The sequence below is a fragment of the Ruegeria sp. BC8 genome (genome assembly GCF_056535705.1).
In genome coordinates, this window is sequence record NZ_JBQFIV010000001.1 from 1,167,456 (window position 1) to 1,192,878 (window position 25,423).

Below are 25,423 nucleotides of genomic sequence, written 5' to 3' on the forward strand. Positions count from 1 at the left end.
GAGGGCGCAACAGATGTTGGCGCAAACATTTCGACGCCGAACATGGTCAATTACGGAGGACACCATGCACAAGCCGGTTCAATGGGGCATTCTGGGGGCAGCGAAATTCGCACGCCAGTTCATGGGTCCGGCGATCCATGCGGCCTCAGGCGCGCGTTTGTCTGCTTTGGCGACTTCGGATCCGGCGAAAGCCGGTCCATTCCAGGACTTCTGCCCGGACCTTACGGTCTTTGACGACTATGACGCGCTACTGGCTTCGCCCGAAATCGAGGCGGTCTATATCCCTCTGCCGAACCACCTGCATGTGGAATGGAGTCTGAAAGCGCTGGACGCTGGCAAGCACGTTCTGTGTGAAAAGCCGATGACCATGCGCGCCGAGGAGTTCGACGCTCTGATCCACAAGCGCGACCAGACCGGGCTGCTGGCGGCCGAGGCCTATATGATCGTGCACCACCCGCAGTGGCAGCATGTGCGCGACCTGATCGCCGAAGGCGCCATCGGAGATCTGGTGCATGTCACGGGCGCATTCAGCTTCGACAACCGCGCGGACACAGGCAATATCCGCAACCGCGCCGAAACCGGCGGCGGCGGGCTGCGCGACATCGGTGTCTACGTCATCGGGTCGGCCCGTTTTGCGACGGGGCAGGAACCGGACACCGTGCAATCGGCCATCCGCTGGGAGGATGGCATCGACGCGTTCACCGAAATCCGCGCGCAGTTTCCCGGCTTTACCTATTCGGCCTATGTCTCGATCCGAATGCATCCGCATCAAGAAATGGTCTTTCACGGCGAGCGCGGCCTGATCCGCCTGACCGCGCCGTTCAACGCGCGAGTGTTTGGCGAGGCCCGGGTCGAGCTGCATCGCCCGGGGCTTGAGGTTCTGGTGCGGCGCTTCCCGGCCGACGATCACTACAAGCTGCAGGTCGAGGCGTTCTGCCGGTCCGTTCGCGCGGGCGACGAATACCCGTGTCAGCTCGAATTCTCGCGCGGGACGCAGGCGATGATCGACCGGGTGTTAGACGGCGCAACGCCGCTCTGACTTGCGTGATCAGCCGCCCCACGCCTAAACTGGTGAGCACCTGAACAGGAGGGGGCCATGGCCGGAGGCTGGGCGCGCGACGGCGCTGTAAGTGAACAGATCGAGGCTTCGATTTCAGACGAGCTGGCACGGATGCAGGCAAAAAAGCGTCCGGTCGGTGAAAGCCTGACCCATTGTGCAGAGTGCGAAGAACCGATCCCCGAAAAGCGCCGACTGGCGATCCCCGGGGTCAAGCTGTGCCTGGATTGCCAGCAAGAGCGTGATGGTGCTTTCAAGGCCCGCGGCGGTATCAATCGGCGCGGCTCCAAGGACAGCCAGCTCAAGTGAAGGGGCCCGGCAAAGACGGCGGTTCCCTTTTTCAGAATGGCTTGTTTCTTGGGTTCATGGCCGCATTTCTTTGGGGCACGCACAGCGTCATCGTGCGCTACCTGACCGGAGATCTGGGTGGCATGCAAATTGCCACAACTAGGCTGTTCATAGCTGCTTTGGCCATCTACGGCATGTTGCGTGCGATGAATGCGCCGGTTTCCGTCCAGCTCCGGGATTGGAACTTCCGTCTTGCGGTTTTGGCGACCGTCATCAACTATATTTTGTTTCATATCGGGCTTGAACACACCGGTGCAGGCAGCGCGATGGTGTTGGAAAATACCGCGCCGTTCTTTGTTCTGGTTTTCTTGTATTTCTTCGCCGACACCCCTGTTGGAAAAACCGATGTTCTGGCGACCCTTCTGGCCATCTTGGGGGTCTTTCTTACGGTTTTCCGCGATTTCGAAGGCGGCGGGGACCCGGTTCTGGGGGATATGATGGAAATTGGGGCCGGGGTCAGCTGGGCGGTGTTCCTGATCGCCAGCAGTCGGGCCATGCGCGCGTCGAAATCGACGGTCGAGCGTCTGAATTTCCTGTTTGGTGTGTTCCTGTGCTCGGCCGTAATTCTGCTTCCGCTGTCCGTTTTTGCACTGAGGATGCCATCCGGCAGCGATTTGGTGTTTTTGGTTTTGCTGGGCGTTTTCCCGACTGCGTTGGCCTACTACCTTTGGTACGAGGCCGCCGCGCGTGTATCGACGTTGACCGCGACCCTTTTGTTCGCCGCCTCGGTGGTGTTCACCTTCGTCAATTCGGCAATTTTTCTGGGGGCACCGATCACCCCAATGGCTGCGATTGGGGCGGGATTGATCGTATTCGCGGTGTTCCTCACGACCAGAAAAAACTAGGCGACAGCCGGAACGGGGTTATCGGCGGCGCCACCAGCGCCGCAGCAGGTTGACGTCCATGGCGGCAACCATGATGCCCAAGGGGATCATCCAAAACCCCAGAACAGGAAGGAAGCCGAAGACGCCTGCGACGATCAACAAAAGTCCCACGACAAACCGCAGCCCCCGCGGGACATTGCGGCGGATCCGGGCGAGAACAGGGCGCAGGCGGTCCTTGATGGCCCGCCAGCGCCCCTTGTCGGTTGGGTCTGTCACCCCTCCAGGGCCTCCAGTTCGTCGATCATTCCCGAGATCATCGACAGGCCCTTGTCCCAGAATTTCGGGTCGCTGGCATCCAACCCGAACGGGGCCAGCAGCTCTTTGTGGTGCTTGGAGCCGCCCGCGCGGAGCATCTCGAAGTACTTTTCCTCGAACCCGTCCGCGCCGCTTTCATAGACCGAGTAGAGCGCGTTCACCAACCCGTCGCCGAAAGCATAGGCGTAGACATAGAAGGGCGAATGAACAAAGTGCGGGATATAGGCCCAAAAGGTCTCGTACCCATCCATGAATTCAAACGCCGGGCCAAGACTTTCGGCCTGAACGCTCATCCACAAGGCATTGATGTCGTCCGGCGTCAGTTCGCCCTCGCGGCGTGCGGCGTGCAGCTTGCATTCAAAGTCGTAGAAGGCGATCTGGCGGATCACCGTGTTGATCATGTCCTCGACCTTGCCGGCCAGCAGAACCTTGCGCTGCTCGGGCGTTTCGGCCTGATCCAGCATCTTGCGGAAGGTCAGCATCTCGCCGAAGACGCTGGCAGTTTCGGCCAGCGTCAGGGGGGTCGAGGACAGCATCTCGCCCTGACCGGCGGCCAACACCTGGTGCACGCCGTGGCCCAACTCGTGCGCAAGCGTCATCACGTCGCGCGGTTTGCCCAGATAGTTGAGCATCACGTAAGGATGCACATCGGTCACGGTGGGGTGCGCAAAGGCGCCCGGAGCCTTGCCCGGTTTCACCGCCGCGTCGATCCAGCCTTTCGAAAAGAACGGTGCTGCAATCTCGGCCATGCGGGGATCGAAAGCGGCATAAGCCTCCATCACGGTCTTCTCGGCGTCCTCCCACGACACGGTGCGGGTGTCTTCCATCGGCAGCGGCGCGTTGCGGTCCCAGACCTGCATCACATCCAGACCCAACCATTTGCGCTTGAGCTCGTAATACCGGTGGCTGAGCTTGGGATAGGCGGCCACCACCGCCTCGCGCAGGGCTTCGACCACTTCGGGTTCGACATCGTTCGCCAGGTGCCGCGCGGTCTGCGGGGTCGGCATCTTGCGCCAGCGATCGATGATTTCCTTTTCCTTGGCCTGCGTATTGTGGACGCGGGCAAAGGTTTTGACGTTGTCTTGGAACACGCGGGCCAGTTCGCGGGCCGCGGCCTCGCGTTTGGACCGGTCCTGTTCGGTCAGCAGGTTCAGGGTGCCTTCGATGTTCAGCTCTTCACCGTTCACGGTAAAGGTCAGCCCCGCAATGGTTTCGTCGAACAGCCGTTCCCACGCGTCGCCGACCACCCCCAGATCATGCAGGAATCTTTCCAGCTCGTCCGACAGTTGATAAGGCTTCATCGCGCGGATGCGGCGGAAGACGGGCTCGTACCGGGCCAGGTCCGCGTTGGCCTTGAAATGGGCGGCCAGCACGTCGTCGTCGATGCGGTTGATCTCGAGCGTGAAGAACACCAGCGGCGTGGTGAACAGCGTGACCTTCTCCTGCATGTCCGACAGGAACTTGGCGCGCTCGGCATCGGTGGTCAGTTGGTAATAACGCAGCCCGGCAAAAGACATGATGCGCCCGGCGACGGCGTTGATCTTTTCGTTGCGCTGGACACAGGTCAGCAGGCCCTGCGCATCCAGATCGGCCAGCTTGCCTTCGTAATCGGCGGCAAAAGCCGCGCATTCCTGCTCCAGCCACTCAAGATCGCGGGTCAGTTCCGGCGCGTCCTGTCCCTTGTACAGATCGTCCAGGTTCCATTCCGGCAGGTTGCCAAGATTGTCGGCGCCGCCACCGGCATTTGCGTCTCGGACGGGGAAGGGAAGCTCGTGCATGGAACACCTCGATTGTCTGCGTTGGATCACATCTAGGCGCAGGGCGCGCGGATCACAAGCAGCCGAGGTGTCAGCGCGTCATCGCAAGCTCGGGCGTCTGCCCGTTGGCGGCGGCCGAGAAATGCGCGGCCATCTCCTCGAACACCGGGCCGCGGACGTCGGGCGGTTCCATCATCACCTCGTGTTCGCCGTCGGGGATCTCGACCAGTCGTCCGCTGGGCCAGTTCGCCATGCGCGCCCGGATCGCCTTGCGGTCCACGATCTGCTCGTGGCTGCCAAGATAGGTCAGACAGGGAATGTCGGGGGCGGTCTGCGCCATCAGCCAGGCGCATTCGTCCAGTGCCTCGCGCAGCCAGATGGTGGACGGCGCGCCCAGGGCCAGTTCGGGATGCGCTTTCAACTGATCCTGCATCATCCGGTACATCTGAGGGTCACGGGTCAGCGCGTTGCCCTCGAAAGGCTGGATCAGAACATAGCTTTCCAGTGACGTGGTCGGGGGCGTCTTTTCGCCCAGCCCGATCCGCGGCCCCCAATAGGCGGTCAGACGGCTGAGAGGTTTCATGAGTGGGGTGAAGAAAATGCCCCACATCGGGCCGGTGAAGGCACAAGAGGCAAACAGGCCGGTTTCCAGAACAGCGCGCATCCCGATCGCGCCGCCCATCGAATGGCCGATCACGTGCCAGGGTTTCGGCAGGCCAAGCTGCTCGGCCAGTTTCAGCGTTTCGCGCACGTCCTGCTGATAGTCGGTAAACTTGTCCACATGGCCAACGCGCGGATCTTCCAGCAACCTGTCAGCCAGACCCTGTCCGCGCCAATCCACGGCCAGTACAGCAAAGCCGCGTTGTACGAACTCACCCGCTGCATTGCCATATTTTTCAATATATTCCGTGCGGCCGGGAAAGATCATCACCGTCCCGGTCGCCTCACCTTCGGGGCGCCAATGGCCCACGCGAATGCGTGTGCCGTCGCTTGTGGTCAACCAGTGCGCGGCGCCGCCGGCGGGACCGCCGGCCACATCTTCAAAGAACGGGGCCGGCGACAAATCCATCAGGCCAGCACCGAGGCAAGCTTCATGGCAACACCCATGTCGCCGTCGACGCTCAGCTTGCCGGCCATGAACGCACCCGTGGGGTTCAGCTCACCGCTGAGGATCTGCTCGAACGTTTCCGCGTCGGCGCTCAGGGTGACTTCGGCGTCCTCGTCGCTGACCCGCGCACCATTTTCATCCAACACGATCGAGCCGAGGTCGGCGATGGCGAATTTCGCCGACGAATCGAAATCGCCGCCCGACAGTTTTTCGTTCAGCGCGGCTGCCGCTTTTTCAAGAGTGTCGCTCATGGTCTTCCTCATTTGTTAGTGCGCCGTGAATGGACATCCGCGGTCGCAACGCTACACTGATCATTGTTATGAGCATTGCAATCAACAATCTCAAAGGTACCGTTGCGGCATTTGCCCTCCTAGTCATGTATTCCACCACTGGGATTGCGCAACAGGCCGATTTGCGGGACGAAGCCGAGCTGCTGCGGCAGCTTGCCGAAGCGTCGCCCGAGCAGGCAGCCGGTCTGGATCGGCAACTTCAGTCGCTGTGGTCGCAATCAGGGTCTGCCTCGGCTGATCTGCTGCTTGAGCGCGGACGCGAAGCACTGGACGAGGGCAATGTCGAAGCGGCGTTGGACCATCTGACGGCACTGACAGACCATGCACCCGATTTCGCAGAAGGTTGGCATGTGCGCGCCTCCGTGTTTTTTGGGCTGGAGCGGTTCGGCATGGCGGCCGCCGATCTTGAGCACGCGCTTGCGTTGAACCCGAACAATTACGAAGCCATCTACGGGCTTGGCCTGATCTTTGAGGTGCTGGGTCAGCCCGAACAGGCCTATGACGCCTATTCCCGCGCGCTGGCTATACATCCCCATCACGAAGAAGTAACCAATGCCGTGAATCGGCTGAAACCGCAGATTGCGGGCAAGGCGCTTTAAGGTCCGGGCAGGGGGCAAAGGTGAACGGGGCATCCCGAATCGTGGCCGTACTTGGCCCGACCAACACAGGCAAAACCCACTATGCCATCGAGCGCATGCTGGGGCACCGGACCGGTGTCATCGGCCTGCCGCTGCGGCTGCTTGCGCGTGAGGTCTATGACAAGATCGTCGCCATCCGCGGCCCCTCGGTGGTGGCTCTTGTGACGGGCGAGGAACGTATCGTTCCGCCGCGCACGCAATACTGGGTCTGCACGGTCGAAGCGATGCCCGAGGGAATGGGCGCCGATTTCGTGGCCATCGACGAAATCCAGCTGTGCGCCGACCCCGAGCGCGGTCATGTGTTTACCGACCGGCTGCTGCGGATGCGCGGCACGCACGAGACGCTGTTTCTGGGTGCCGACACGATGCGCGGCCCGATCGCGGCGCTGGTGCCGCAGGCGCAGTTCGCTCGGCGCGAGCGGATGTCGCAACTGGTCTACACCGGATCCAAGAAGATCAGCCGTATGCCCCCGCGCAGCGCCATCGTCGGGTTCTCGGTCGAGAACGTCTATGCCATTGCCGAGCTTCTGCGGCGGCAAAAGGGTGGGGCGGCCGTGGTCATGGGCGCGCTCAGTCCGCGCACGCGGAATGCGCAGGTCGAGCTGTACCAGAATGGCGAGGTCGACTATCTGGTGGCCACCGACGCCATCGGCATGGGGCTGAACCTCGATGTGAACCACGTCGCGTTTTCGTCCCTGTCCAAATTCGATGGCCGGCGCATGCGGCCGCTGGCTCCGAACGAACTGGCCCAGATCGCCGGGCGCGCCGGGCGCGGCATGTCGGATGGCACCTTCGGCGTGACCGGTGAGGCATCGCCGCTGGACGAAGGCGTGGCGCAGGCCATCATGGACAGCCGCTTCACGCCGATGAAAAAGCTGAACTGGCGGAATGCCGCCTTGCGGTTCGGCTCGGTCGATGCGCTGATCGACTCGCTCGAGGCCAGCCCGGACAAAGAGCATTTGGTCAAAGCCCGGCCCGCAGACGACCTGAACGCGCTCAAGTCGCTGGCCCAAGTGCCCGAGGTTGCGGCCCGTGCCAGCGATGGTCCGTCGATCCGCCTGTTGTGGGATGTTTGCCGAATCCCCGATTTTCGGGGCATCAGCCATGCGGAACATGCCAGCCTGCTCGAATCGATCTTCGGACATCTGCACGAACGCGGCACGATCCCCGAGGATTTTCTGGCGCGCCAGATCCGCCGGATCGACAGAACCGACGGCGATATTGATGCACTGTCCAAAAGGTTGGCATATATTCGCACGTGGACATATGTTGCGCAACGAAACGGCTGGGTGCGCGACGAATCCCATTGGCGCGCGGAAACCCGCGCTGTAGAAGACAGGGTGTCAGACGCTTTGCATGAATGTCTGACGCAAAGATTTGTGGACCGGCGTACATCTGTTCTGCTGCGCCGGCTCAAACAGAAGGAGGCCCTTTTGGCCGAAGTGAATGACAAGGGTGAAGTGACCGTCGAAGGCGAATTCGTCGGTCGTTTGGAAGGGTTCCGGTTCATCCCGGACAAAAGCGCGCAGGGAACCGAGGCGAAAGCGCTCAAATCGGCCTCACTGCAAGCACTCGCGCCGCAATTCCATCTGCGTGCCGATCGCTTCTACAATGCGCCCGATACCGAAATTGATTTTACCGATCAGGGTGGCCTGATGTGGGGCGAATATGCCGTGGGCAAACTGGTTGCCGGTGCCGAACCGCTCAAACCGATGGTCGAAGTGTTCGTGGACGAGGCCGCAGGGCCGGAGGTTGAGCAGAAGGTGCAGCGCCGCCTGCAACACTTCATCGACCGCAAGATCGCGGCGCTGTTCGAACCCCTGCTGAACCTGTCGCGCGACGAAGAATTGACCGGGTTGGCCAAGGGATTTGCCTTCCGTATGGTCGAGGCGTTGGGCATCCTGCCGCGCGCCGGAGTCGCACAAGAGGTCAAGGACCTGGACCAGGACGCCCGTGGCGCGCTGCGCAAGCACGGCATCCGGTTCGGCCAGTTCACCATCTTCATGCCGCTGCTGCTGAAACCTGCCCCGACGCGCCTGCGTCTGGTGTTGTGGGCCCTGGCAAATGGACTTCAGGAGTTTCCCGAAGCGCCGCCGCCGGGCTTGGTGACGGTGCCCGTCGCCAAGGGCGCGCCCGAGGGCTATGACACCATGTGCGGCTACCGCAATGCGGGCGAGCGTTCGATCCGTATCGACATGTTGGAGCGTCTGGCCGACATGCTGCGCGCCGAAGACAGCCGGGGCGGTTTCGAAGCCAAGGCGGACATGTTGTCGATCACCGGCATGACGCTGGAACAGTTCGCCGACCTGATGCAGGGGCTGGGCTACAAGGCCGAGCGCGGCGAACGGACCAAGATCAAGCCGGCTCAGCCGACCGAGCAACCACCGGCGGCAACTGCCGAAGCTCCGACCGAGACCGCCGAAGCAGAGGCGCAGTCGGATGTGGCCGTCGCCGCCGAGGCGCCAGCCGAGGCTACCGACAGCACTGAGGTTGAAGCCGAGGCCACGGCCGCAGACCCGGCATCGGACGAACCCGAAGTCGAGGTGTTCTACACCTTTACCTGGGGTCGTCAGGCCAACCGGGGGCCACGTGGTGACCAACGGCAGGGTCGGGGCAAACCGGGCGGGAAGCCTCGGGATGGTCGCGGCAAGCCGCAGGGCAAAAAGGGTGGCAAGCCGCAAGGGGCCAAGACCTTCTCGTCCCGGCCGCCCAAAAAGGAAAAGGCGATTGATCCCGACAACCCGTTTGCCGCTGCGCTGATGGGTCTGAAGGACGGCAACTGATCGCTGATGGCCGACGCACCGGCCAAGCTGCGGATCGACAAGTGGCTGTGGCATGCGCGGTTTTTCAAGACCCGCAGCCTGGCCGCCAAACAGGTCAGCGGCGGGCATGTGCGCATCAACGGCGACCGGGCCCAGAAGCCGGCGCAAACCGTCGGGCCCGGTGATGTTCTGACTTTCGCTCAGGGGCGGGTTATTCGCGTGGTTCAGGTCGAAATCCTGGGCGCGCGACGCGGCCCGGCGACCGAGGCGCGGACGCTGTACACGGATTTGACTGAAGAGAAGGATAATCCGCCACAAAATCCGGGTTTCGAAGGAAAAGGTCGTCCGACCAAGAAGGATCGGCGCGCGCTTGATCTTTCTCGCACCCCCAAGGGCTGATCTTCTCTTGAAGATGGGGGCAGACTGAATTAGCTAGTCGCCCAAACCTCTGACGGGAATTGGACCATGACCTACGTTGTCACCGAGAACTGTATCGCCTGCAAATACACCGACTGCGTCGAGGTATGCCCGGTGGATTGCTTCTATGAAGGTGAAAATACCCTGGTCATCCATCCGGATGAATGCATCGATTGCGGCGTGTGCGAGCCGGAATGCCCGGCGGACGCCATTCGCCCGGATACCGAACCGGGGATGGAGCAGTGGGTCGAATTCAACCGCAAATATGCCGAACAATGGCCGGTTATCGTAACCAAGAAAGACCCGCTTCCGGGCGCCGAGGAGCGCGACGGTGAAGAGGGCAAGATGGAGAAATACTTCTCCGAAACCCCGGGCGAAGGCGGCTGAGCGATTCGGGTCGCAAAACCCGAAAGACCGCCGTTAGTTTTGGCCCTAATGCGCTGAAAACCGTCACAGATTCCGATCCGAAGGCCCCGTCCGCTTTCAGGTGTCGTAATTTTGTGATATACTCTTAAGGCAAATGATGATCGAGATGGGGACGACTCCGTAAGTATGCTCACTTTGGAGTTCTGAGTTTTTGACATGTAATCAGCCTGACAGGGGTCGCGGGTGACCCCGGTTAGGTTTTTTGTCGCTTTTTTCCCGCTCTGCAACCAAGGAAACACGTGCATGACAAAGTCGAAGAAGCTTGAGTTCCGTCCGAACGACTATGTTGTCTACCCTGCACATGGGGTCGGGCAAATCATATCGATTGAAGAACAGGAAGTCGCTGGATACTCGCTCGAGCTGTTCGTCATCTCATTCGAGAAAGACAAGATGACCCTGCGGGTGCCGACCAACAAGATCACTGAATCCGGCCTGCGTTCGCTGAGCTCGCCCGATGTGATCAGCCAGGCGATGAAGACGCTGAAGGGCAAAGCCAAGGTAAAGCGTGCCATGTGGTCGCGCCGGGCGCAGGAATACGAACAGAAGATCAACTCGGGTGACCTGATCTCGATCGCCGAGGTGGTGCGTGACCTGCACCGCACGGACGACCAGCGCGAGCAGAGCTATTCCGAACGTCAGCTCTATGAAGCCGCGCTTGAGCGTCTGACGCGCGAAGTTGCGGCCGTGTCCGGTTCGGACGAAATCGCAGCGGCCAAGCAGGTGGACGAAGTCCTGACCTCGCGCGCGGCCTGATCGGGCTTTGAAGCAACACCAAAGGGCCGCTCTGGTTTCAGAGCGGCCTTTTTCATGCCCGATCGCTTGGTTCGCGCCGCCTTTCCCGCTAATTTCCCAGTCATTGGAACCGTATACGGGTCAGTCATGAAGCAGACGGTCAAGGCACTCTATATCGGCAGAGGGGCGGTTTCGGTCTGGTTCCGGTACTGTCTGATCCTGTTCGACCTTGCCTCGATCGTGTTTTTCGTGGCGACGGCGAACATTCCGCACGGCCCCGGATTGATTGCAGTCAGCTGGGCGGTGGGGCTGATCATTCTGCTGGATTTCTCGGCTCGGATGTGGATCGCGAAAGACCGCAAGAAGCTGCTGTTCAAAATCTACACGCTTGCGGATCTGGTCGTGATCGCCTCGCTGATCCTTGACCCTTTCCTGACCGGCAGCCTTGCGTTCCTGCGGATTCTGCGCGCGCTGCGGCTGATCCATTCCTATCACCTGTTGCATGATCTGCGCCGCGACAGTGAGTTTTTCCGAACCCACGAGGATGCGGTCATCGCGGCCGTGAACCTGCTGGTGTTCATTTTCGCGACATCCACCGCCGTACTGGTTTTCTATATCCCCGAGGACAGCCAGACCCCGTATATCGATGCGCTGTATTTCACGATGGCGACACTGACCACGACGGGTTTCGGCGACATCACACTGAACTCTCCGGGCGGCAAGCTGTTTTCGGTCTTCATAATGGTGGTCGGTGTGGCGCTGTTCGTGCGGCTGGCTCAGGCCATTTTCATGCCGCAGAAAGTACGCCACAAATGTCCCAATTGCGGGCTGTTTCGGCACGACCCGGATGCCGTACACTGCAAGCATTGCGGTGAGACACTACGGATCAAGACCGGCGGTGTCGGCTAGAGCAGGGCGGCCACGGCCAGCAGGAAAGCAACCTCGGACAGCTGTTGAGAAGCCCCCAGGATATCACCGGTCTGACCGCCAATCTTGGTTTTGGCTATGATTGCCAGACCCACGGTTGCGGCTACCGCACAGGCGACGGGCAGAAGGGCGGTCCAGCCCAGAAGAGCCAGAGAGAAAACGAAAGCCAGCCCGAGACCTGCTGCCACCGACAAAGGCGGAGGAGCGCCAACGCTATGGCTCAGTCCGCTGCCGCGGGCGTTCGGCAGGCTCGCCATCAGTGGTGGCATCACAGCACGGGAAAACACAGCCGCCGCCAGTATTCCGGCCGGACTTCCTGCCGCCAGTAGTGTTGCGACCGCCGAGATCCTGAGCAGTTGAATGACCAACAAGGCCAACACTCCGTAGGTGCCGATATGGCTGTCCTTCATGATCTCGAGTCTGCGTTCGGGTGTATATCCGCCCCACAGCCCGTCCGCGGTGTCGGCCAGCCCGTCCTCGTGCATGGCTCCGGTCGCTGCGATCAGAACGGCGACAGCAAGGACTGCGCTGACTGTCCCGGAAAGGCCCACGGCCATCGCAGACCAGCCCACGGCACAGCCCAAGCCGCCAACAACCAGCCCGGCCGCAGGATAGGCCCAAGCGGCTTTGGACTGTCGCTCGAAGAGCGATTTGGGCAGCACGGGCAATGGCAGCCGCGTCAAAAGAACCAGAACCAGCGGCACGTCCCATGGCGAAAAGGTTCGAGTGTCGTTTTTGTGCACTTGCGCGCCTTTCGAGGGGTTGTTGCATTGCCTGCTTCGGTTAAACACGCAGGACCACTCTGATGCAACGAGGCTTTGAATGCTGCCTGAACTCAATGATCTGAATACCTTCCGCGACGCCCTGCGCAATGCTCCGGGGCCGGATGAGGCTGCAAGGCAAGGGGCTGCCGACCGCAACGGACAGCTGACCAAGCCGCCGGGTGCGTTGGGCCGGCTCGAGGATCTGGCGATCTGGTATGCCGGTTGGCGTGGGGATGCCCGGCCACAGATCGAGGCACCTCAGGTGATTGTATTTGCCGGCAATCACGGCGTGACGGCGCAGGGGGTCTCGGCCTTTCCGCCCGAGGTTACGGTTCAGATGGTCATGAACTTCGAGCACGGAGGCGCGGCCATCAACCAATTGGCCAAAGCGGCCGGGGCCAAGATGACGGTACACGCGCTGGACCTGGATCGGCCGACGGCCGACTTCACAATGGCCCCGGCAATGTCCGAGGACGAGCTTCTGACCGCTTTGCAGACCGGCTGGAACGCCGTTGATCCCACCGCAGACCTTCTGGTCGTGGGCGAAATGGGCATTGGCAACACCACCCCTGCCGCGGCCATCGCCTGCGCGTTGTTCGGCGGAGATGCCGCTGATTGGACTGGGCGTGGAACCGGTGTGGACGATGCGGGCCTTGCCAACAAGACGCGCGTCGTTTCCGAAGGTGTTGCGCTGCACGGAGCATCTGACGACGGGCTTGAGATCCTGCGGTGTTTGGGAGGGCGCGAGATCGCGGCCATGGCAGGGGCCATTGCAGCCGCCCGAATTCTGCGCATCCCTGTCATTCTGGATGGGTTCATCTGCACCTCGGCTGCGGCTTGCCTCGAACGTCTGGCGCCGGGAGCGCTGGACCATGCCGTTGCCGGCCATCAGAGTGCGGAAAGTGCGCACGCGGCCATGCTGACCAAGCTGGACAAAGCGCCCTTGCTGAGCCTCGGGCTGCGGCTGGGAGAAGGGTCGGGGGCTGCGCTGGCCATCAACATCCTGAAAAGCGCCGTTGCTTGCCATTCGGGCATGGCCACCTTTGCCGAAGCCGGCGTGTCGGACGGTTGAGCCCGGCTGACCCGGGAGATCCCCGGGTCAGGCTGATTTCTTTTCGTTCTTTTCGGCCAGTTCCAGCAGCGCGGTTTCCAGGTCCTTCTCCAACTCGCGCGCGCGTGCGATGTACTTTTTGTTCTCGGCCGTCGGCATGCCGGGAACCCAGAGTTCGGCCAGTTCGCGAATTGCCTGCCGATCGTGGTGATAGAAGGTCTGCTGTGCTTGCGCGGCCTCGTACTCGCTCAGACCAATGTTCTCCAGCACATAACGCCCGGCCCGCAGAGAGCTGTCGAACATCTCACGCACGATGTCATCAGCGCCGGCCTGATACAGCTCATACACATGGGTGCGGTCATGCGCGCGGGCGACGATGTGCAGGTCGGGACGCTGCCGACGGGCGTAACCGACCAATCGGGTCACTTCCTTGCGGTTGTCCATCGCGGCCACCAAAACGGAAGCCTTCTCAAGCCCCGCGGCCCGCAGCAACTCGGGGCGCGTCGGATCACCCAAGAAGCCTTTGACGCCGAACCGACGCATCAGTTGGATCGTTTCGATATTGTGGTCCAGCACCACCGTCTTGAACCCGCTGGCGCGCACCAGCCGGTTGACGATCTGTCCGAACCGCCCAATTCCCGCAATGATGACGGGACCTTTTTCGTCTATTTCCTCGGGTTCAACCTCGGGTGAGTTGTCGCGGATGTGACGCGAAAGGTAGTCATAGATGATGAACAGAAGCGGTGTGATCAGCATCGTCAGGGCAATGATCATCAACAGCTTCTGCGACAGGGCCGGGGGAATGACATTCTGCTTGGTCGAAAAGGCCAGCAGCACAAAGCCGAACTCACCCGCCTGAGCCAAACCCAGCGTGAACAGCCAATGGTCGCGGCCGCGCAACTTGAATGCACGACCAACGGCATACAGGATCAGGCCTTTGACCAGGATCACCAGCAGGGCCAACCCGATCAGGTCGAACGGGTCGTTGAAAAAGTACCCGACGTCGATCCCGGCCCCGACCGTGATGAAGAACAGGCCCAGCAGCAATCCCTTGAACGGCTCAAGGTCGCTTTCCATTTCGTGCCGGAACTCGGAACTGGCCAGGACGACGCCAGCGAGGAAGGCACCCAACGCCGGGGAAAGGCCCACCAGCGTCATCAGGAACGAGATCCCGACCACGATCATCAGGGCCAATGCCGTGTACATCTCGCGCAGGCGGGTGGTGTGGATGAACCGGAACAAGGGACGGGTCAGGTAGACGCCGACCACGATCACGAATGCGATCGCGCCCAATGTCACCAGCGTCACCGCCCATCCGGGCAGGCCATCGACCAATGACAACGTATGGTGCGCGTCGCCGTGCCCGTCGCCGCCGCGCGTGATTGATCCGTCATCCTCGATGAAGATGCTGGCCGGCATGGCCAGCAGTGGTAGAAACGCCAGGATCGGAATCACGGCGATATCCTGAGTCAGAAGGACCGAGAACGTGGATCGCCCGCCGTTTGTGCGCATCAAGCCCTTTTCCGACAGCGTCTGCAGCACGATGGCGGTTGATGACAGGGACAGTGTCAGCCCCACGGCCAAGGCAACTGACCATGGTTGACCCGTGTAGAAGGTAACTGCTGCAATCACGACCGTAGAGAGCGAGATCTGCAGTCCACCAAGCCCCAACAACCGGTGCCGCATATCCCAAAGTGCGCGGGGTTCCAGCTCGAGCCCGATCAGGAACAGCATCATGACGACGCCAAATTCCGCGACATGCTGCAAGTCTTTGGTTTCCGCGCCCACGAGCCCAAGGATCGGACCGATGGCGATGCCGGCGGCAAGATATCCGAGGACAGACCCCAGCCCAAGTCGCGCCGACAGGGGGACGGCGATCACGGCGGCTGCCAGATAGATCGAAGCCTGGTACAGGAACTCGTTCATCTTCTTCCTTTCCTTGCCGTCAGGTCGGCAGCGGAGCGTCGCGTTTCAGCTGGTCCATCACGATCTGGCTTTGCACCCGTGCTACCGCAGGATGGGGTAGTATCACCTCGTGAAGCAAGGTGTTGAGCGCTGAAAGATCCTCGCAATAGACATGGAGCAGATAGTCTGCCTCGCCAGTCATCGTCCAGGCGCTGGTGATTTCCGGGCGGGTTTCCACCATGCGCGCAAAACTGGATGATTGTTCGGGGCCGTGGGTGCCGAGGTGAACCTGTACGAAGCCCTGGACCTGCAGGCCAAGTTTGCGCGGGTCGAGCCGCGCCGCGTAGCCAGTGATATAGCCCTCGGCCTCCAGCCGCTGACGGCGGCGCCCGGCCTGACTGGGGGACAGGTTCAGCATTTCGCCCAACTGATGCGCGGTCAGGTGCGCGTCTTTTTGCAGCGCGGCCAGAAGGCGAGTATCGGTTGCGTCCAGCATGTGCGGAGATTCTCACATTTTTCGGGTTATGGTGCGGAGTTTTCGCAGGCTTCTGTAGTTTACATGAAAAGAATGCGCAAAAACAGCGCTGAAAAAGGCGTATTCTTGAATCAGCAAAGAATTTCCTGTTTCAAGAGGACAAGCCATGGGCCCTTTCCCGCACAACGCCCCGAAATCCGTGATCAGCGCCGAGAACCCCGCCGGCACAGATGGGTTTGAATTTGTTGAATTCGCGCATCCCGAACCGCAGGAGCTGCGCGACCTGTTCGCCAAGATGGGTTTTGAAAAGGTTGCGCACCACAAGACCAAACCGCTGATCGAGCTGTGGCAGCAGGGCGATGTGACCTACATCCTGAACGCGGACCCCGACAGCTTTGCTGCGAAATTCGTGGAAGAGCATGGCCCCTGTGCCCCGTCGATGGGCTGGCGTGTCGTGGATGCGCAAAAGGCCTATGACCATGCGGTGTCGAAGGGGGCAGAACCCTATGATGCGGCCGACAAGACCATGGATGTGCCCGCGATCAAGGGTATCGGAGGGTCGCTGATCTATTTCATCGACCAGTATTACGAAACCTCGCCCTACAATCAGGAATTCGAGTGGCTGAAGCAGTCCAAACCGCGCGGCGTCGGTTTCTATTACCTCGATCACCTGACGCACAATGTCTTCAAGGGCAACATGGACAAGTGGTTCAAGTTCTACGGCGATCTGTTCAACTTCCGCGAAATCCGCTTCTTCGACATCCAGGGCAAATATACCGGCTTGCTCAGCCGTGCATTGACCTCGCCCTGCGGCCGTATCCGGATTCCGATCAACGAAGACCGCGGCGAGACCGGTCAGATCGTATCCTACCTGAAGAAGTACAAGGGTGAGGGCATCCAGCACATCGCCGTCGGCAGCGAGAACATCTATGACTCGACCGATGCAATCGCTGAACGCGGCCTGAAGTTCATGCCCGGTCCCAACGATGCCTATTATGATATGTCCTTCGACCGCGTGAAGGGCCATGACGAGCCGGTGGACCGCATGAAAAAGCACGGCATCCTGATCGACGGTGAAGGCGTGGTGGACGGCGGCGAGACCAAGATCCTGCTGCAGATCTTCTCGAAAACCGTGATTGGTCCGATCTTCTTCGAGTTCATCCAGCGCAAGGGTGATGACGGCTTTGGCGAGGGCAATTTCAAGGCTCTGTTCGAGTCGATCGAGCGCGAACAGATTGAATCCGGAGAGATTTCTGCCGCCTGATGCAGACCCAGAGTTTGGAACCCGGCCCGCCGGGTTCCATTTTTTCGAAACGCGGCGAGCTTTATCCGCGGGGCATCTTCAACGTGACGTTGCGGCCGCCTTTCTGATAACGAAGCTCACTGTCGCCGATCGCGACGACTTTGCCGCCGTCAATCCGATCTCCCACTTTCAGCTTCTTGTACCGACCGCTTGGTAGCCGGACCAAGGCGCGCCGATTGGCCGGCGTACCGTAAACGCCGATCAGGTTCAGACGCCGCAGATTCAATGCATTGTCAATCGTGGCCTGGCGCGCCACCGAGGCCCGGCTGGGTATCTTTGGTGCGACGGTTGTGGGTTTGAACGATCCCGCTTCATCGTCATCCGCCTTTGCTACCGCTGCGGTCGACCCCAGAGTGGCTGAGCCGGTTGTTGCTTTTCGGGCCGCCAGAGCGGCCACGGTCGACGGACGAACGCGGGGGCGAGGGACGCGCACCACGGCCAATGCGGTGGGCGTGCGGTCCACCGCCTCGCGCTCTTGGATCGACGCCGGCCTGGATTTCGGGCGAATGACCGCCAGCTCGTCCACCGTCCGGCCGCCCAACTGCCCACGCTCAAAGTTCTCAACCAGCGTTTCCGGGCGCAGGCGCGGGCGCAGGCCAGCCAGCCTTGTGTCGTCGTCTGTGGCAGTCGGGTCGGTTTCGAACCTGACCGGCACCTCGGGCGGAACCGACGACGGGCGGCCGAGGAACACGAGGATGCCGTCGGGGTTCAACGTCCCCTCGGGTGTCGGAGTGACAAGGCCACGGTCATCAAGGTCAAAACGACTGCCCGCGACATTGGGCAGACCAACCGTGGCCACGGGCTCGTCGGTATCAAAGCTCTCTTCGGCAGGAAGCGCCACGGCATCCTGCGACAGCTCCGCGTGATCGACGGACGACAGGTATACGTCCTCGGGCACCTCGGGGTCTGGTACCGGCAGCGGATCGGGCGCGGTGTTCGTCAGGCCAGAGGCTTCTTCGAAATCCTCGACACTTTCAGGATCGCGTTCGACCTGCTCGACGGGCGAGGGCGCAACATTCAATGCTTCCAGAATTGCCTGATCCGTTGGCGTCAATTCGGGGGGCGTGGGTGTCTCCGGCTCGACCAGGGGCGTGCTGGCTTCAAACGTCAGGTCTTCGTCGGCCAATGCCTCGGGGTCGGGCGTGTCCTCGGGCTCAGGAGCGACTCCTGCCAGCCCTTCGGTCTCGGTCATCGGTGGGGCGCTGATAGAAACTGGCGCAGGTGCCGTTTCGACGACCGGCGCAGTCGCCACCGGGCTGCCAGTTTCGTCTGACCCCGACCAGATCAATGCGACAACGGCCAGCACGACGGCGCCCGCCGCAGCGGCGCCAATGTAGTGAACCGGTATGCCGGAGTTTGATGCCCCAGAATTCTGTGAGGCGGTTTCAGTCGCTTCTATCGGCGATACGAATACGTCCGGCTGAGCGGGTTCAGCAATCGGATGCGCCTGAGGCGAGGGGGCCGGATCGGGTTCCGATGCCTGCGAAGCCTGAGGCACGGGTTCTGCGTCCGGGGCCGGCGGGACAACAGCTATCTCCTCGGCCGGTGGCACAGTTGGTAGTGTGGCGGATGTCGCGCGCTCGGCAAACTCGAACTCTCCGGTACCTGTCCAAGGCGCATCGGGGGCCAATGTTGCAGCGAACCGAACAGGCACGAACCCGTAGCGACTGGCAAAGGCTCGGGCCTCGTCTATCGTCTCTTTCGCCACGGCAGCGACCAGAAGATCCGACCCATCCGCACGGAGGTCGTACATCAACTCGGCAATCTCGCAGCCCGTGGCCTGAGCCAATTCCGCCTCGACCACTTTCGTCACGTCGGAGTCGTCTGGGCTGGCGACCGTGAGGTAGCGCACGTGGTCCGAGGGAATCACGACCGTACAGCTGAGATCATTGGCCAGCGCGAAACCTCGACCGCGAAGCTCGTTCAGCTGTTCGGAAAAGTCCGGCGCGTCCAGTGATACGGTGCCGATGCCAAACCATTCGTCATCCGAATAGTGCAGCAGAGTGATCCCGTTATCCGAAAGAGACAGCGCAAAAGCGGGTTTCATTATTCAAGGGTGCCGTAATTGTCTGAACCAAAGCAAACGCCCTTGCGTCCGCGCACCGAGATTAAAGCAGGAACCCGCCGAGGGAAAGGAAAAGGCAAAATCTCCCCTTGTCCGGCGAAGGCTTGCCAACCCATCTTTTATCTCAGAAAACAGGAGAGATCACATTGAAGACATTTGCTTTTTTGGCGGCGGTATTGGCGGCGACAGTTGCCGTGGCCGCCCATGCGGAAGAACGTCGCATCCAGGTTTACGGAACCGGAACAGCCGAGGCCGCGCCGGATATGGCAACCATCACGGTGGGGGTGACAAATCAAGACGCGCAGGCTTCCGCAGCAATGCAGGCGACCTCGGACGCGGTTGCCACCGTCCTGAGCCGCCTGAGTGAGATGGGGATCGAATCGCGCGACCTGCAGACCCGCGATCTGTCCCTGTCCCCGGTCTGGTCCGGACGGGGCAACGCGGATGGCGAAGCACCGAGGATCACGGGCTTCGTTGCGTCGAATCGTGTGTTCGTGCGGGTCAGAAATCTGGATGATCTGGGGCAGATCATGGATGCGGTCATTCAGGATGGTGCGAATGATTTTGGTGGTTTGACCTTCACAGTTCAGGATCCCAAGCCGCTTGAAGCGAAGGCGCGCGCCCAAGCCGTCGCCGATGCGACAGCCAAGGCCGAACAATTGGCTCAGGCCGCAGGTGTAACCTTGGGTTCAGTCGTGTCGATCAACGAGCAGGGAGAGGGCATTCGCCCAATGCCCCAGATGCGCGAGATGGCCATGGCCGATTCGGGCGGGGTACCGGTCGCCGGTGGCGAGGTTTCGGTTTCGGTCACCGTGTCGATGGAGTTCGACATTTCCGAGTGATGTCAGCTTTAGCTGCGGGCCATCAGCGGTTTACGTTGTTGGCCTGCGGCATCGAAATTCTCGGGTGACAGCCAGGTTTCGAACGCCTGCCGGATGCGTGGCCAGTCCGTGTCGACGATCGAAAACCACGCCGTGTCGCGGTTGCTCCCCTTGTAATGGGTGGCTTGCCGAAATTCGCCTTCGAAGACAAAACCCAGCCGTTCGGCGGCCCGGCGCGACGGGGCATTCAGCGCATCGCATTTCCATTCGTAGCGGCGATAGCCCAACTCATCGAACACGCGGCGCATCATCAGAAACATCGTTTCGGTCGCGACCGGCGTGCGCTGCATCAACGGCGAGAAATGGATGTGTCCCACCTCAATCGCGCCCGCATTGCGGTCGATACGCAGGTAGGACGCCATCCCGACGGGCTGTCCGCCCTGGTCCAGAACCGTGTGGAACAGCGGATCGTCCCCCGTGCAGGTTTGGGCCAACCAGGCGGCGAACTCGGCATGTGTGTCGAACGGGCCGTAGGGCAGGTAGGTCCAATTGCGCCCGTCGGTATCGGCAGCAAACGCCCGGAACAGGCCGGGCGCATGCGCATTCACATCCAAGGGCACCACGCGGCAAAACCGCCCCTGCATGGGCGCGCGGGGCGGGGTCGGACGCGGGAACTCCCCCGCAACCGGCAGGCCCACGGGCTGGCCCAACGCGTTGATCCGGTGCCCTGGCATTTCGGACTAGGCGCAGGCCTTGGACAGCGCCTGATCGAGATCGGCGATCAGATCGTCGGCATCCTCGATTCCGATCGACACCCGCACCACGTTCGGCCCGGCGCCGGCGGCCTCTTGCTGTTCGGGCGTCAGCTGCCGGTGCGTGGTCGAGGCTGAATGGATGATCAGCGACCGCGCATCGCCCAGGTTGGCGACGTGGCTGAAGATTTCCAGCGCGTTCACCAGCTTGACGCAGGCGTCATAGCCGCCCTTGACCGCAAAGGTGAACAGGGCCCCTGCGCCTTTGCGGTAATGCTTCTTGACCCGGTCGTGATAGGGCGACGAGGGCAGGCCTGCATAGGTCACATAGTCCACGCGGTCGTCTTTCTCGAGCCAGGCGGCGATCTTTTCGGCGTTTTCGACATGGCGCTGCATGCGCAGGCTCAGCGTCTCGATCCCCATCAGCGTGTAATGCGCCGCCTGCGGGTTCATCGTCATGCCCAGATCGCGCAGGCCCACGGCGATACCGTGGAAGGTGAAGGCCAGCGGGCCGAAGGTTTCGTGGAACTTGAGGCCGTGATAGGCAGGCTCCGGCGCGCTGAGCGAGGGAAACTTGTCATTGGCGGACCAGTCGAACTTGCCCGAATCCACGATGCAGCCGCCGGTCACCGTGCCATTGCCGGTCAGGTACTTGGTGGTCGAATGCACGACCAGCGTGGCGCCATGCTCGATCGGGCGGCACAGATAGGGGGTGGCCGAGGTGTTGTCGACGATTAGCGGAATACCGGCGGCATCGGCCACATCGGCCAGTGCGCGGATATCGGTGACATAGCCGCCCGGATTGGCGATGGATTCGCAGAACACCGCGCGGGTATCGTCGTCGATGGCGGCCTTCACCGCATCCAGATCATCGGTATCGACGAACTTGGCTGTCCAGCCAAAGCGCTTGATGGTCTGGCTGAACTGCGTGACCGTCCCGCCATACAGCCGGGTCGAGGCGACCACGTTGCAGCCCGGCCCCATCAGCGGGAACAGCGCCATGATCTGCGCCGCGTGCCCCGAAGAGCAGCACACCGCGCCAACGCCACCTTCCAGCGTCGCCACCCGTTCCTGCAGAACTGCCACCGTGGGGTTGGTCAGGCGCGAATAGATATAGCCGACCTCTTGCAGGTTGAACAAAGCGGCCGCGTGATCGGCATCGCGGAACACATAGGCCGTGGTCTGATAGATCGGGGTCTGGCGCGCGCCGGTCGCCGGATCAGGGCGGGCGCCCGCGTGAATTTGCAGCGTGTCAAAACCATAGGTGGGGCCGTCGGACATCCGTCACTCTCCTGTTGGGAATATGCGTCGCAGAATCTCTAGGCGATTGCCGGGCCCGGCACAATGTCCGCGTCAGCGCAGCCACAGCCCCTTGTTCTTGATGACCTTGCGGATGGCCTGTTCGCGCTGGGGCAGGTTGTCCCGGTCGAACATGGCGCGGATCTTGGCGCCCTTGCCCTGATAGACCAGCCGTTTCAGCGGATCATAGTTCTTGAGCACCTTCTTGACCTTGTTGGGCGCGGCGACGGTTTCCAGCACCTCGACCACCCGGTCGCTTTCGCGCGCATAGAGCAGCGGGAACAGGCGATAGTGGCAGCTGACCGAGCCGTCCAGCAGGCCCACGGGCAGAACATCGCGCCCGCCGCCAAGCGCGTGGACGACCAGCGGAAGCGCCGCCTGATCCAGCCACGGGTCCAGGTTCTGGCCGGTCAGGGCGGGGATCTCTTCATCCCGGATCGTGCGCGCATAGTCCAGAAACCGCGCGCCGAATTGGCGGGGGCATTTGTAGAAGAAATAGCCCGCATTGAAATACAGGTACCGCCGCCAGTATTCCGCCGGTTGGGTCGGGTCGATCGAGCTTTGGAAATCCAGCCCGAACCGGTCATAAAGCGCCCGCCAGATGCCGTCGAAGCCAGGCCCGTACAGGGTTGGCTTGGGCCAGGTGCCCTCGACCTTCTGCGATGCGCCGGGCCGGTCGAAATCGAACGGCACCGCGGCTAGGTCGCCGGTGATCAGCGTGTCGGTGTCGAAGAACACAAAGGGCTCACCCTCGGGCAGGGCGGCCAGCGCCTCGATCTTGTTGCCGTAGGGATAGCTTTGGCCGAACACCTCGGACGAAAAGGGCAGGATCTCGGCATCGAGCTGTTTCAGCGCCTTCAGAACATCCTCGTTGCGGATGCTCGGGTCCTGGCTCCAGCGCGGGCCGGGTTGCGGAACGCCAACGAACAGGCGGCCCGAGAACCCGGGCGAACAATGGCGCAGCGAGGCGGCGAACAGGACGGCTTCGTATTGCAGGCGGTTGTTCTGCCCGATGATCAGGATGTTGAATTTCTGCCGGTCTGCCTGCATCTGCGCCTTCCGTTCGGGGCGCTTGCCCGCCCCTTGCCGTTGGTTTCGACCTACAGCATCGCTGAACCCGCGTCAAAACCGTTGACGCCGCGTGTTTGAAATCGGGCCCGGCACGCCCATGTTGATGGAGGAGATCAGACAGGAGCGCGACATGCGGATCAATGCGGATTTCACCCAGCGGGTGGCGGTTCACTTCGACCAGACCGAGTGGGTGGCCTCGCCCGCCGCCGGGGTCGAGCGCAAGATGCTGGACCGGATCGGCGACGAGGTGGCGCGCGCCACCACCATCGTGCGCTTTGCGCCCGGCAGCGCTTTTGCCGCCCACACCCATGACGGGGGCGAGGAATACCTGGTTCTGGACGGCGTTTTTCAGGACGAGACCGGAGATTTCCCGGTGGGCAGCTATGTCCGCAACCCGCCGACCTCGTCGCATACGCCATCGGCCAGCCAAGGCGCGACGATCCTGGTCAAACTGCATCAATTCGACCCAAACGACCGCACCACCGTGCGCCGCTCGATCAACGGTGCGGACCAAGTGCCGCTGTTCAAGGACGACCACGAAACGGTTGAAGTGCGCAGTTGGCCGCCCGATCAGGTCGTGCCGATTGACGCGCCCGGCGGGGCTGAGGTCTTCGTGATCGACGGCGGCTTCACCGAACAAGGCGAGGAATTCGCGCGATGGGACTGGCTGCGTCTGCCGCCCGGAACGCGCACTGAATTGCGGGCAGGTCCGGATGGCGCCCGCGTCTGGATGAAGTCAGGGCACCTGTCCGTCATGGTCTGAGGCCGGTTTCGCCTGAAAAACGGGCAAATGCCACCAAAGAACCGGGTCATTCGGCCCGGTTTTCGCTTTTTTGACCATTTGGCAAATTTTACCAATTGATAAAAAATCTGTTTGTGGCAAGCTGGTCTCAATAACAAACATATCTACAGGGAGTAGAGTGATGGCACAGGGCCAGATGGCACCCGGCATCGTCGCCGGGCGGCTTTCCAGCGATGAGCTGACCTCGAATTTCACCGATCTGCATCCGCCTCTGGCGCCGCACGAGGCTGCCGTGGCCGCCGATCGGTGTTATTTCTGCTATGACGCGCCGTGCGTGACGGCCTGTCCGACCGATATCGATATTCCGCTGTTCATCCGGCAGATTCAGGCCGGGCAACCGGAATCGGCGGCGAAAACGATCCTCGATCAGAACATCCTGGGCGGTATGTGTGCCCGTGTGTGTCCGACCGAAACGCTGTGCGAGGAAGCCTGTGTGCGCGAAACGGCCGAGGGCAAGCCGGTCGAGATCGGGCGCTTGCAGCGGTATGCGACCGACACGCTGATGCAGGCCGGTGTGCACCCGTTCACACGCGCGGCCCCCACCGGCAAGACCGTTGCCGTCATCGGGGCAGGGCCGGCGGGGCTGGCCTGTGCGCATCGGCTGGCGATGCTGGGCCATGACGTGGTGATCCATGAGGCGAAACCCAAACCCGGCGGGCTGAACGAGTACGGGATCGCCGCATACAAGGCGACCAATGACTTTGCCCAGGCCGAGGTGGACTGGCTGCTGAAGATCGGCGGCATCGCGATTGAAACCGGCTCGGTTCTGGGCGACACCATCTCGTTGGACGGATTGTTGGAGGCCTACGACGCAGTCTTCCTGTCAATCGGCCTTGCAGGCGTCAACGCCTTGCGCGCGCAAGGGTCGGACAAGGACGGCGTCAGGAACGCTGTCGACTTCATCGCAGATGTTCGGCAAGCATCCGATTTGGCAAAACTGCCGGTAGGCCGAAACGTGGTGATTATCGGCGGTGGAATGACGGCCGTGGATGCCGCGGTGAAATCCAAGCTGCTGGGGGCCGAACATGTGACCATCGCCTATCGCCGCGGTCGAGACGCAATGGGCGCCAGCCGCTACGAACAGGATCTGGCGGCATCCCACGGTGTCCGAATTTTGTGCAACGTTCAGCCGGTGGCAATTCACGGAAACGGAGCGGCGGCCGAGATCGAATTGGAGTATACTGCCACCGTAGATGGCACGTTGACCGGCACGGGCGAAACCATTCGACTGCCTGCGGATCAGGTTCTGAAGGCGATCGGTCAGACCTTGGATGGTGCTCCGGAAGGGTTGGAACTCGACGGCAACAAGATCGCCGTTGACGCAACCGGGCGCACCTCGGTTCCCGGGGTCTGGGCCGGCGGAGACTGTGCCGCGGGCGGCGAGGATCTGACCGTGACCGCCGTGGCCGAGGGCCGCGATGCCGCGATGGACATTCACGCCAGCCTGAGTGCCTGAGCAGGGCGTCGGCGCGTGAATATGTGTGACAAGACGAAGATGCATCTTCGCATCAGGG

The 25,423-nt window shown here is 61.6% G+C and carries 25 protein-coding genes; 14 read left to right on the forward strand and 11 right to left on the reverse strand.

What is annotated here, in order from left to right:
* The first annotated feature begins 64 nt into the window (after positions 1 to 64).
* From ACR3EK_RS05970 to ACR3EK_RS05980, 3 genes are read left to right on the forward strand one after another with little or no spacing between them, the layout of a single operon-like run.
* A complete protein-coding gene (locus tag ACR3EK_RS05970; protein ID WP_480632927.1) occupies positions 65 to 1,039 on the forward strand; it encodes a Gfo/Idh/MocA family protein in 975 nt (324 codons plus the stop codon).
* A gap of 57 nt (positions 1,040 to 1,096) precedes the next feature.
* On the forward strand, positions 1,097 to 1,366 hold the full coding sequence (locus ACR3EK_RS05975) for a DksA/TraR family C4-type zinc finger protein (RefSeq protein WP_093961778.1): 270 nt from the start codon (positions 1,097 to 1,099) through the stop codon (positions 1,364 to 1,366).
* Positions 1,363 to 2,250, forward strand: coding sequence for a DMT family transporter (locus tag ACR3EK_RS05980; RefSeq protein WP_480632928.1), 888 nt, complete (start codon positions 1,363 to 1,365; stop codon positions 2,248 to 2,250). Before ACR3EK_RS05975 ends, ACR3EK_RS05980 begins: the two co-directional genes overlap by 4 nt.
* A gap of 18 nt (positions 2,251 to 2,268) precedes the next feature.
* On the opposite strand, the gene ACR3EK_RS05985 is transcribed toward ACR3EK_RS05980, so the two are convergent.
* From ACR3EK_RS05985 to ACR3EK_RS06000, 4 genes are all read right to left on the reverse strand, one after another.
* The gene (locus ACR3EK_RS05985) at positions 2,269 to 2,505 is read right to left on the reverse strand and encodes a hypothetical protein (RefSeq protein WP_170339106.1); all 237 of its coding nucleotides are present in this window, start codon (positions 2,503 to 2,505) and stop codon (positions 2,269 to 2,271) included.
* Complete coding sequence (locus tag ACR3EK_RS05990; RefSeq protein ID WP_480632929.1) at positions 2,502 to 4,322, reverse strand: M3 family oligoendopeptidase; 1,821 nt, start codon at positions 4,320 to 4,322, stop codon at positions 2,502 to 2,504. Before ACR3EK_RS05990 ends, ACR3EK_RS05985 begins: the two co-directional genes overlap by 4 nt.
* Before the next feature lie 70 nt (positions 4,323 to 4,392).
* Positions 4,393 to 5,370 carry an alpha/beta fold hydrolase gene (locus tag ACR3EK_RS05995; protein WP_480632930.1) on the reverse strand — a complete coding sequence of 326 codons (978 nt, stop codon included), beginning with the start codon at positions 5,368 to 5,370 and terminating at the stop codon, positions 4,393 to 4,395.
* Complete coding sequence (locus ACR3EK_RS06000) at positions 5,370 to 5,660, reverse strand: SCP2 sterol-binding domain-containing protein (protein WP_093961784.1); 291 nt, start codon at positions 5,658 to 5,660, stop codon at positions 5,370 to 5,372. The genes ACR3EK_RS05995 and ACR3EK_RS06000 overlap by 1 nt, the downstream gene beginning before the upstream one ends.
* 68 nt (positions 5,661 to 5,728) lie before the next feature.
* On the opposite strand from ACR3EK_RS06000, the gene ACR3EK_RS06005 reads away from it, so the two are divergent.
* The 6 genes from ACR3EK_RS06005 (at position 5,729) to ACR3EK_RS06030 (ending at position 11,583) form a co-directional block, all read left to right on the forward strand.
* A complete protein-coding gene (locus tag ACR3EK_RS06005; RefSeq protein ID WP_254428893.1) occupies positions 5,729 to 6,298 on the forward strand; it encodes a tetratricopeptide repeat protein in 570 nt (189 codons plus the stop codon).
* Between the two features lie 20 nt (positions 6,299 to 6,318).
* On the forward strand, positions 6,319 to 9,120 hold the full coding sequence (locus tag ACR3EK_RS06010; protein ID WP_480632931.1) for a helicase-related protein: 2,802 nt from the start codon (positions 6,319 to 6,321) through the stop codon (positions 9,118 to 9,120).
* A 6-nt stretch (positions 9,121 to 9,126) separates the two neighbouring features.
* Positions 9,127 to 9,498, forward strand: a complete 372-nt coding sequence (locus ACR3EK_RS06015) for an RNA-binding S4 domain-containing protein (protein WP_170339096.1) — start codon at positions 9,127 to 9,129, stop codon at positions 9,496 to 9,498.
* A gap of 66 nt (positions 9,499 to 9,564) precedes the next feature.
* Positions 9,565 to 9,903, forward strand: coding sequence for a ferredoxin FdxA (fdxA, locus tag ACR3EK_RS06020; RefSeq protein WP_170339660.1), 339 nt, complete (start codon positions 9,565 to 9,567; stop codon positions 9,901 to 9,903).
* Positions 9,904 to 10,185: 282 nt separating this feature from the next.
* On the forward strand, positions 10,186 to 10,695 hold the full coding sequence (locus ACR3EK_RS06025; RefSeq protein WP_093961789.1) for a CarD family transcriptional regulator: 510 nt from the start codon (positions 10,186 to 10,188) through the stop codon (positions 10,693 to 10,695).
* 126 nt (positions 10,696 to 10,821) lie between these two features.
* The gene (locus tag ACR3EK_RS06030; RefSeq protein ID WP_170357534.1) at positions 10,822 to 11,583 is read left to right on the forward strand and encodes an ion channel; all 762 of its coding nucleotides are present in this window, start codon (positions 10,822 to 10,824) and stop codon (positions 11,581 to 11,583) included.
* Here the strand turns inward: ACR3EK_RS06030 and cobS are convergent.
* Positions 11,580 to 12,344 (reverse strand): adenosylcobinamide-GDP ribazoletransferase, encoded by a 765-nt coding sequence (cobS, locus tag ACR3EK_RS06035; RefSeq protein ID WP_480632932.1) that lies wholly within the window; start codon positions 12,342 to 12,344, stop codon positions 11,580 to 11,582. The genes ACR3EK_RS06030 and cobS overlap by 4 nt on opposite strands.
* Before the next feature lie 79 nt (positions 12,345 to 12,423).
* Between cobS and cobT the strand changes: the two genes are divergently transcribed.
* Positions 12,424 to 13,437, forward strand: coding sequence for a nicotinate-nucleotide--dimethylbenzimidazole phosphoribosyltransferase (cobT, locus tag ACR3EK_RS06040; RefSeq protein WP_480632933.1), 1,014 nt, complete (start codon positions 12,424 to 12,426; stop codon positions 13,435 to 13,437).
* Positions 13,438 to 13,464: 27 nt separating this feature from the next.
* On the opposite strand, the gene ACR3EK_RS06045 is transcribed toward cobT, so the two are convergent.
* On the reverse strand, positions 13,465 to 15,342 hold the full coding sequence (locus tag ACR3EK_RS06045) for a monovalent cation:proton antiporter-2 (CPA2) family protein (protein WP_480632934.1): 1,878 nt from the start codon (positions 15,340 to 15,342) through the stop codon (positions 13,465 to 13,467).
* Positions 15,343 to 15,361: 19 nt separating this feature from the next.
* The gene (locus ACR3EK_RS06050; RefSeq protein ID WP_093961793.1) at positions 15,362 to 15,817 is read right to left on the reverse strand and encodes an Lrp/AsnC family transcriptional regulator; all 456 of its coding nucleotides are present in this window, start codon (positions 15,815 to 15,817) and stop codon (positions 15,362 to 15,364) included.
* A 145-nt stretch (positions 15,818 to 15,962) separates the two neighbouring features.
* Between ACR3EK_RS06050 and hppD the strand changes: the two genes are divergently transcribed.
* Positions 15,963 to 17,060 (forward strand): 4-hydroxyphenylpyruvate dioxygenase, encoded by a 1,098-nt coding sequence (gene hppD / locus ACR3EK_RS06055; protein WP_170339652.1) that lies wholly within the window; start codon positions 15,963 to 15,965, stop codon positions 17,058 to 17,060.
* A gap of 61 nt (positions 17,061 to 17,121) precedes the next feature.
* Here the strand turns inward: hppD and ACR3EK_RS06060 are convergent, their stop codons facing one another.
* Positions 17,122 to 19,146 carry a hypothetical protein gene (locus tag ACR3EK_RS06060; RefSeq protein WP_480632935.1) on the reverse strand — a complete coding sequence of 675 codons (2,025 nt, stop codon included), beginning with the start codon at positions 19,144 to 19,146 and terminating at the stop codon, positions 17,122 to 17,124.
* A gap of 164 nt (positions 19,147 to 19,310) precedes the next feature.
* Here ACR3EK_RS06060 and ACR3EK_RS06065 point away from each other — a divergent pair, with 164 nt between their 5' ends.
* Positions 19,311 to 20,006, forward strand: a complete 696-nt coding sequence (locus ACR3EK_RS06065) for an SIMPL domain-containing protein (protein WP_480632936.1) — start codon at positions 19,311 to 19,313, stop codon at positions 20,004 to 20,006.
* An 8-nt stretch (positions 20,007 to 20,014) separates the two neighbouring features.
* On the opposite strand, the gene ACR3EK_RS06070 is transcribed toward ACR3EK_RS06065, so the two are convergent.
* The 3 genes from ACR3EK_RS06070 to ACR3EK_RS06080 all read right to left on the reverse strand — a co-directional run bounded on the left by ACR3EK_RS06070 (position 20,015) and on the right by ACR3EK_RS06080 (position 23,086).
* The gene (locus ACR3EK_RS06070; protein WP_480632937.1) at positions 20,015 to 20,719 is read right to left on the reverse strand and encodes a GNAT family N-acetyltransferase; all 705 of its coding nucleotides are present in this window, start codon (positions 20,717 to 20,719) and stop codon (positions 20,015 to 20,017) included.
* A gap of 6 nt (positions 20,720 to 20,725) precedes the next feature.
* Positions 20,726 to 22,018: an O-acetylhomoserine aminocarboxypropyltransferase/cysteine synthase family protein gene (locus tag ACR3EK_RS06075; RefSeq protein ID WP_170357542.1), complete on the reverse strand. Its 1,293-nt coding sequence runs from the start codon at positions 22,016 to 22,018 to the stop codon at positions 20,726 to 20,728.
* Between the two features lie 72 nt (positions 22,019 to 22,090).
* Positions 22,091 to 23,086, reverse strand: coding sequence for a hypothetical protein (locus tag ACR3EK_RS06080; protein ID WP_480632938.1), 996 nt, complete (start codon positions 23,084 to 23,086; stop codon positions 22,091 to 22,093).
* Positions 23,087 to 23,237: 151 nt separating this feature from the next.
* Here ACR3EK_RS06080 and ACR3EK_RS06085 point away from each other — a divergent pair, with 151 nt between their 5' ends.
* Together ACR3EK_RS06085 and ACR3EK_RS06090 are read left to right on the forward strand one after the other, a co-directional pair.
* Positions 23,238 to 23,870, forward strand: coding sequence for a cupin domain-containing protein (locus tag ACR3EK_RS06085; RefSeq protein ID WP_480634008.1), 633 nt, complete (start codon positions 23,238 to 23,240; stop codon positions 23,868 to 23,870).
* A 160-nt stretch (positions 23,871 to 24,030) separates the two neighbouring features.
* The gene (locus ACR3EK_RS06090) at positions 24,031 to 25,365 is read left to right on the forward strand and encodes an NAD(P)-dependent oxidoreductase (protein ID WP_170357545.1); all 1,335 of its coding nucleotides are present in this window, start codon (positions 24,031 to 24,033) and stop codon (positions 25,363 to 25,365) included.
* Positions 25,366 to 25,423: the final 58 nt, after the last annotated feature.

Bases quoted from the DNA above. Each gene is read 5' to 3' on its own strand.
- ACR3EK_RS05970 (WP_480632927.1), top strand. From the start codon at position 65: ATGCACAAGCCGGTTCAATGGGGCATTCTGGGGGCAGCGAAATTCGCA.
- ACR3EK_RS05975 (WP_093961778.1), top strand. From the start codon at position 1,097: ATGGCCGGAGGCTGGGCGCGCGACGGCGCTGTAAGTGAACAGATCGAG.
- ACR3EK_RS05990 (WP_480632929.1), bottom strand. From the start codon at position 4,322: ATGCACGAGCTTCCCTTCCCCGTCCGAGACGCAAATGCCGGTGGCGGC.
- ACR3EK_RS05995 (WP_480632930.1), bottom strand. From the start codon at position 5,370: ATGGATTTGTCGCCGGCCCCGTTCTTTGAAGATGTGGCCGGCGGTCCC.
- ACR3EK_RS06000 (WP_093961784.1), bottom strand. From the start codon at position 5,660: ATGAGCGACACTCTTGAAAAAGCGGCAGCCGCGCTGAACGAAAAACTG.
- ACR3EK_RS06005 (WP_254428893.1), top strand. From the start codon at position 5,729: ATGAGCATTGCAATCAACAATCTCAAAGGTACCGTTGCGGCATTTGCC.
- ACR3EK_RS06015 (WP_170339096.1), top strand. From the start codon at position 9,127: ATGGCCGACGCACCGGCCAAGCTGCGGATCGACAAGTGGCTGTGGCAT.
- fdxA (WP_170339660.1), top strand. From the start codon at position 9,565: ATGACCTACGTTGTCACCGAGAACTGTATCGCCTGCAAATACACCGAC.
- ACR3EK_RS06025 (WP_093961789.1), top strand. From the start codon at position 10,186: ATGACAAAGTCGAAGAAGCTTGAGTTCCGTCCGAACGACTATGTTGTC.
- ACR3EK_RS06030 (WP_170357534.1), top strand. From the start codon at position 10,822: ATGAAGCAGACGGTCAAGGCACTCTATATCGGCAGAGGGGCGGTTTCG.
- cobT (WP_480632933.1), top strand. From the start codon at position 12,424: ATGCTGCCTGAACTCAATGATCTGAATACCTTCCGCGACGCCCTGCGC.
- ACR3EK_RS06045 (WP_480632934.1), bottom strand. From the start codon at position 15,342: ATGAACGAGTTCCTGTACCAGGCTTCGATCTATCTGGCAGCCGCCGTG.
- ACR3EK_RS06050 (WP_093961793.1), bottom strand. From the start codon at position 15,817: ATGCTGGACGCAACCGATACTCGCCTTCTGGCCGCGCTGCAAAAAGAC.
- hppD (WP_170339652.1), top strand. From the start codon at position 15,963: ATGGGCCCTTTCCCGCACAACGCCCCGAAATCCGTGATCAGCGCCGAG.
- ACR3EK_RS06060 (WP_480632935.1), bottom strand. From the start codon at position 19,146: ATGAAACCCGCTTTTGCGCTGTCTCTTTCGGATAACGGGATCACTCTG.
- ACR3EK_RS06070 (WP_480632937.1), bottom strand. From the start codon at position 20,719: ATGCCAGGGCACCGGATCAACGCGTTGGGCCAGCCCGTGGGCCTGCCG.
- ACR3EK_RS06075 (WP_170357542.1), bottom strand. From the start codon at position 22,018: ATGTCCGACGGCCCCACCTATGGTTTTGACACGCTGCAAATTCACGCG.
- ACR3EK_RS06080 (WP_480632938.1), bottom strand. From the start codon at position 23,086: ATGCAGGCAGACCGGCAGAAATTCAACATCCTGATCATCGGGCAGAAC.
- ACR3EK_RS06085 (WP_480634008.1), top strand. From the start codon at position 23,238: ATGCGGATCAATGCGGATTTCACCCAGCGGGTGGCGGTTCACTTCGAC.
- ACR3EK_RS06090 (WP_170357545.1), top strand. From the start codon at position 24,031: ATGGCACAGGGCCAGATGGCACCCGGCATCGTCGCCGGGCGGCTTTCC.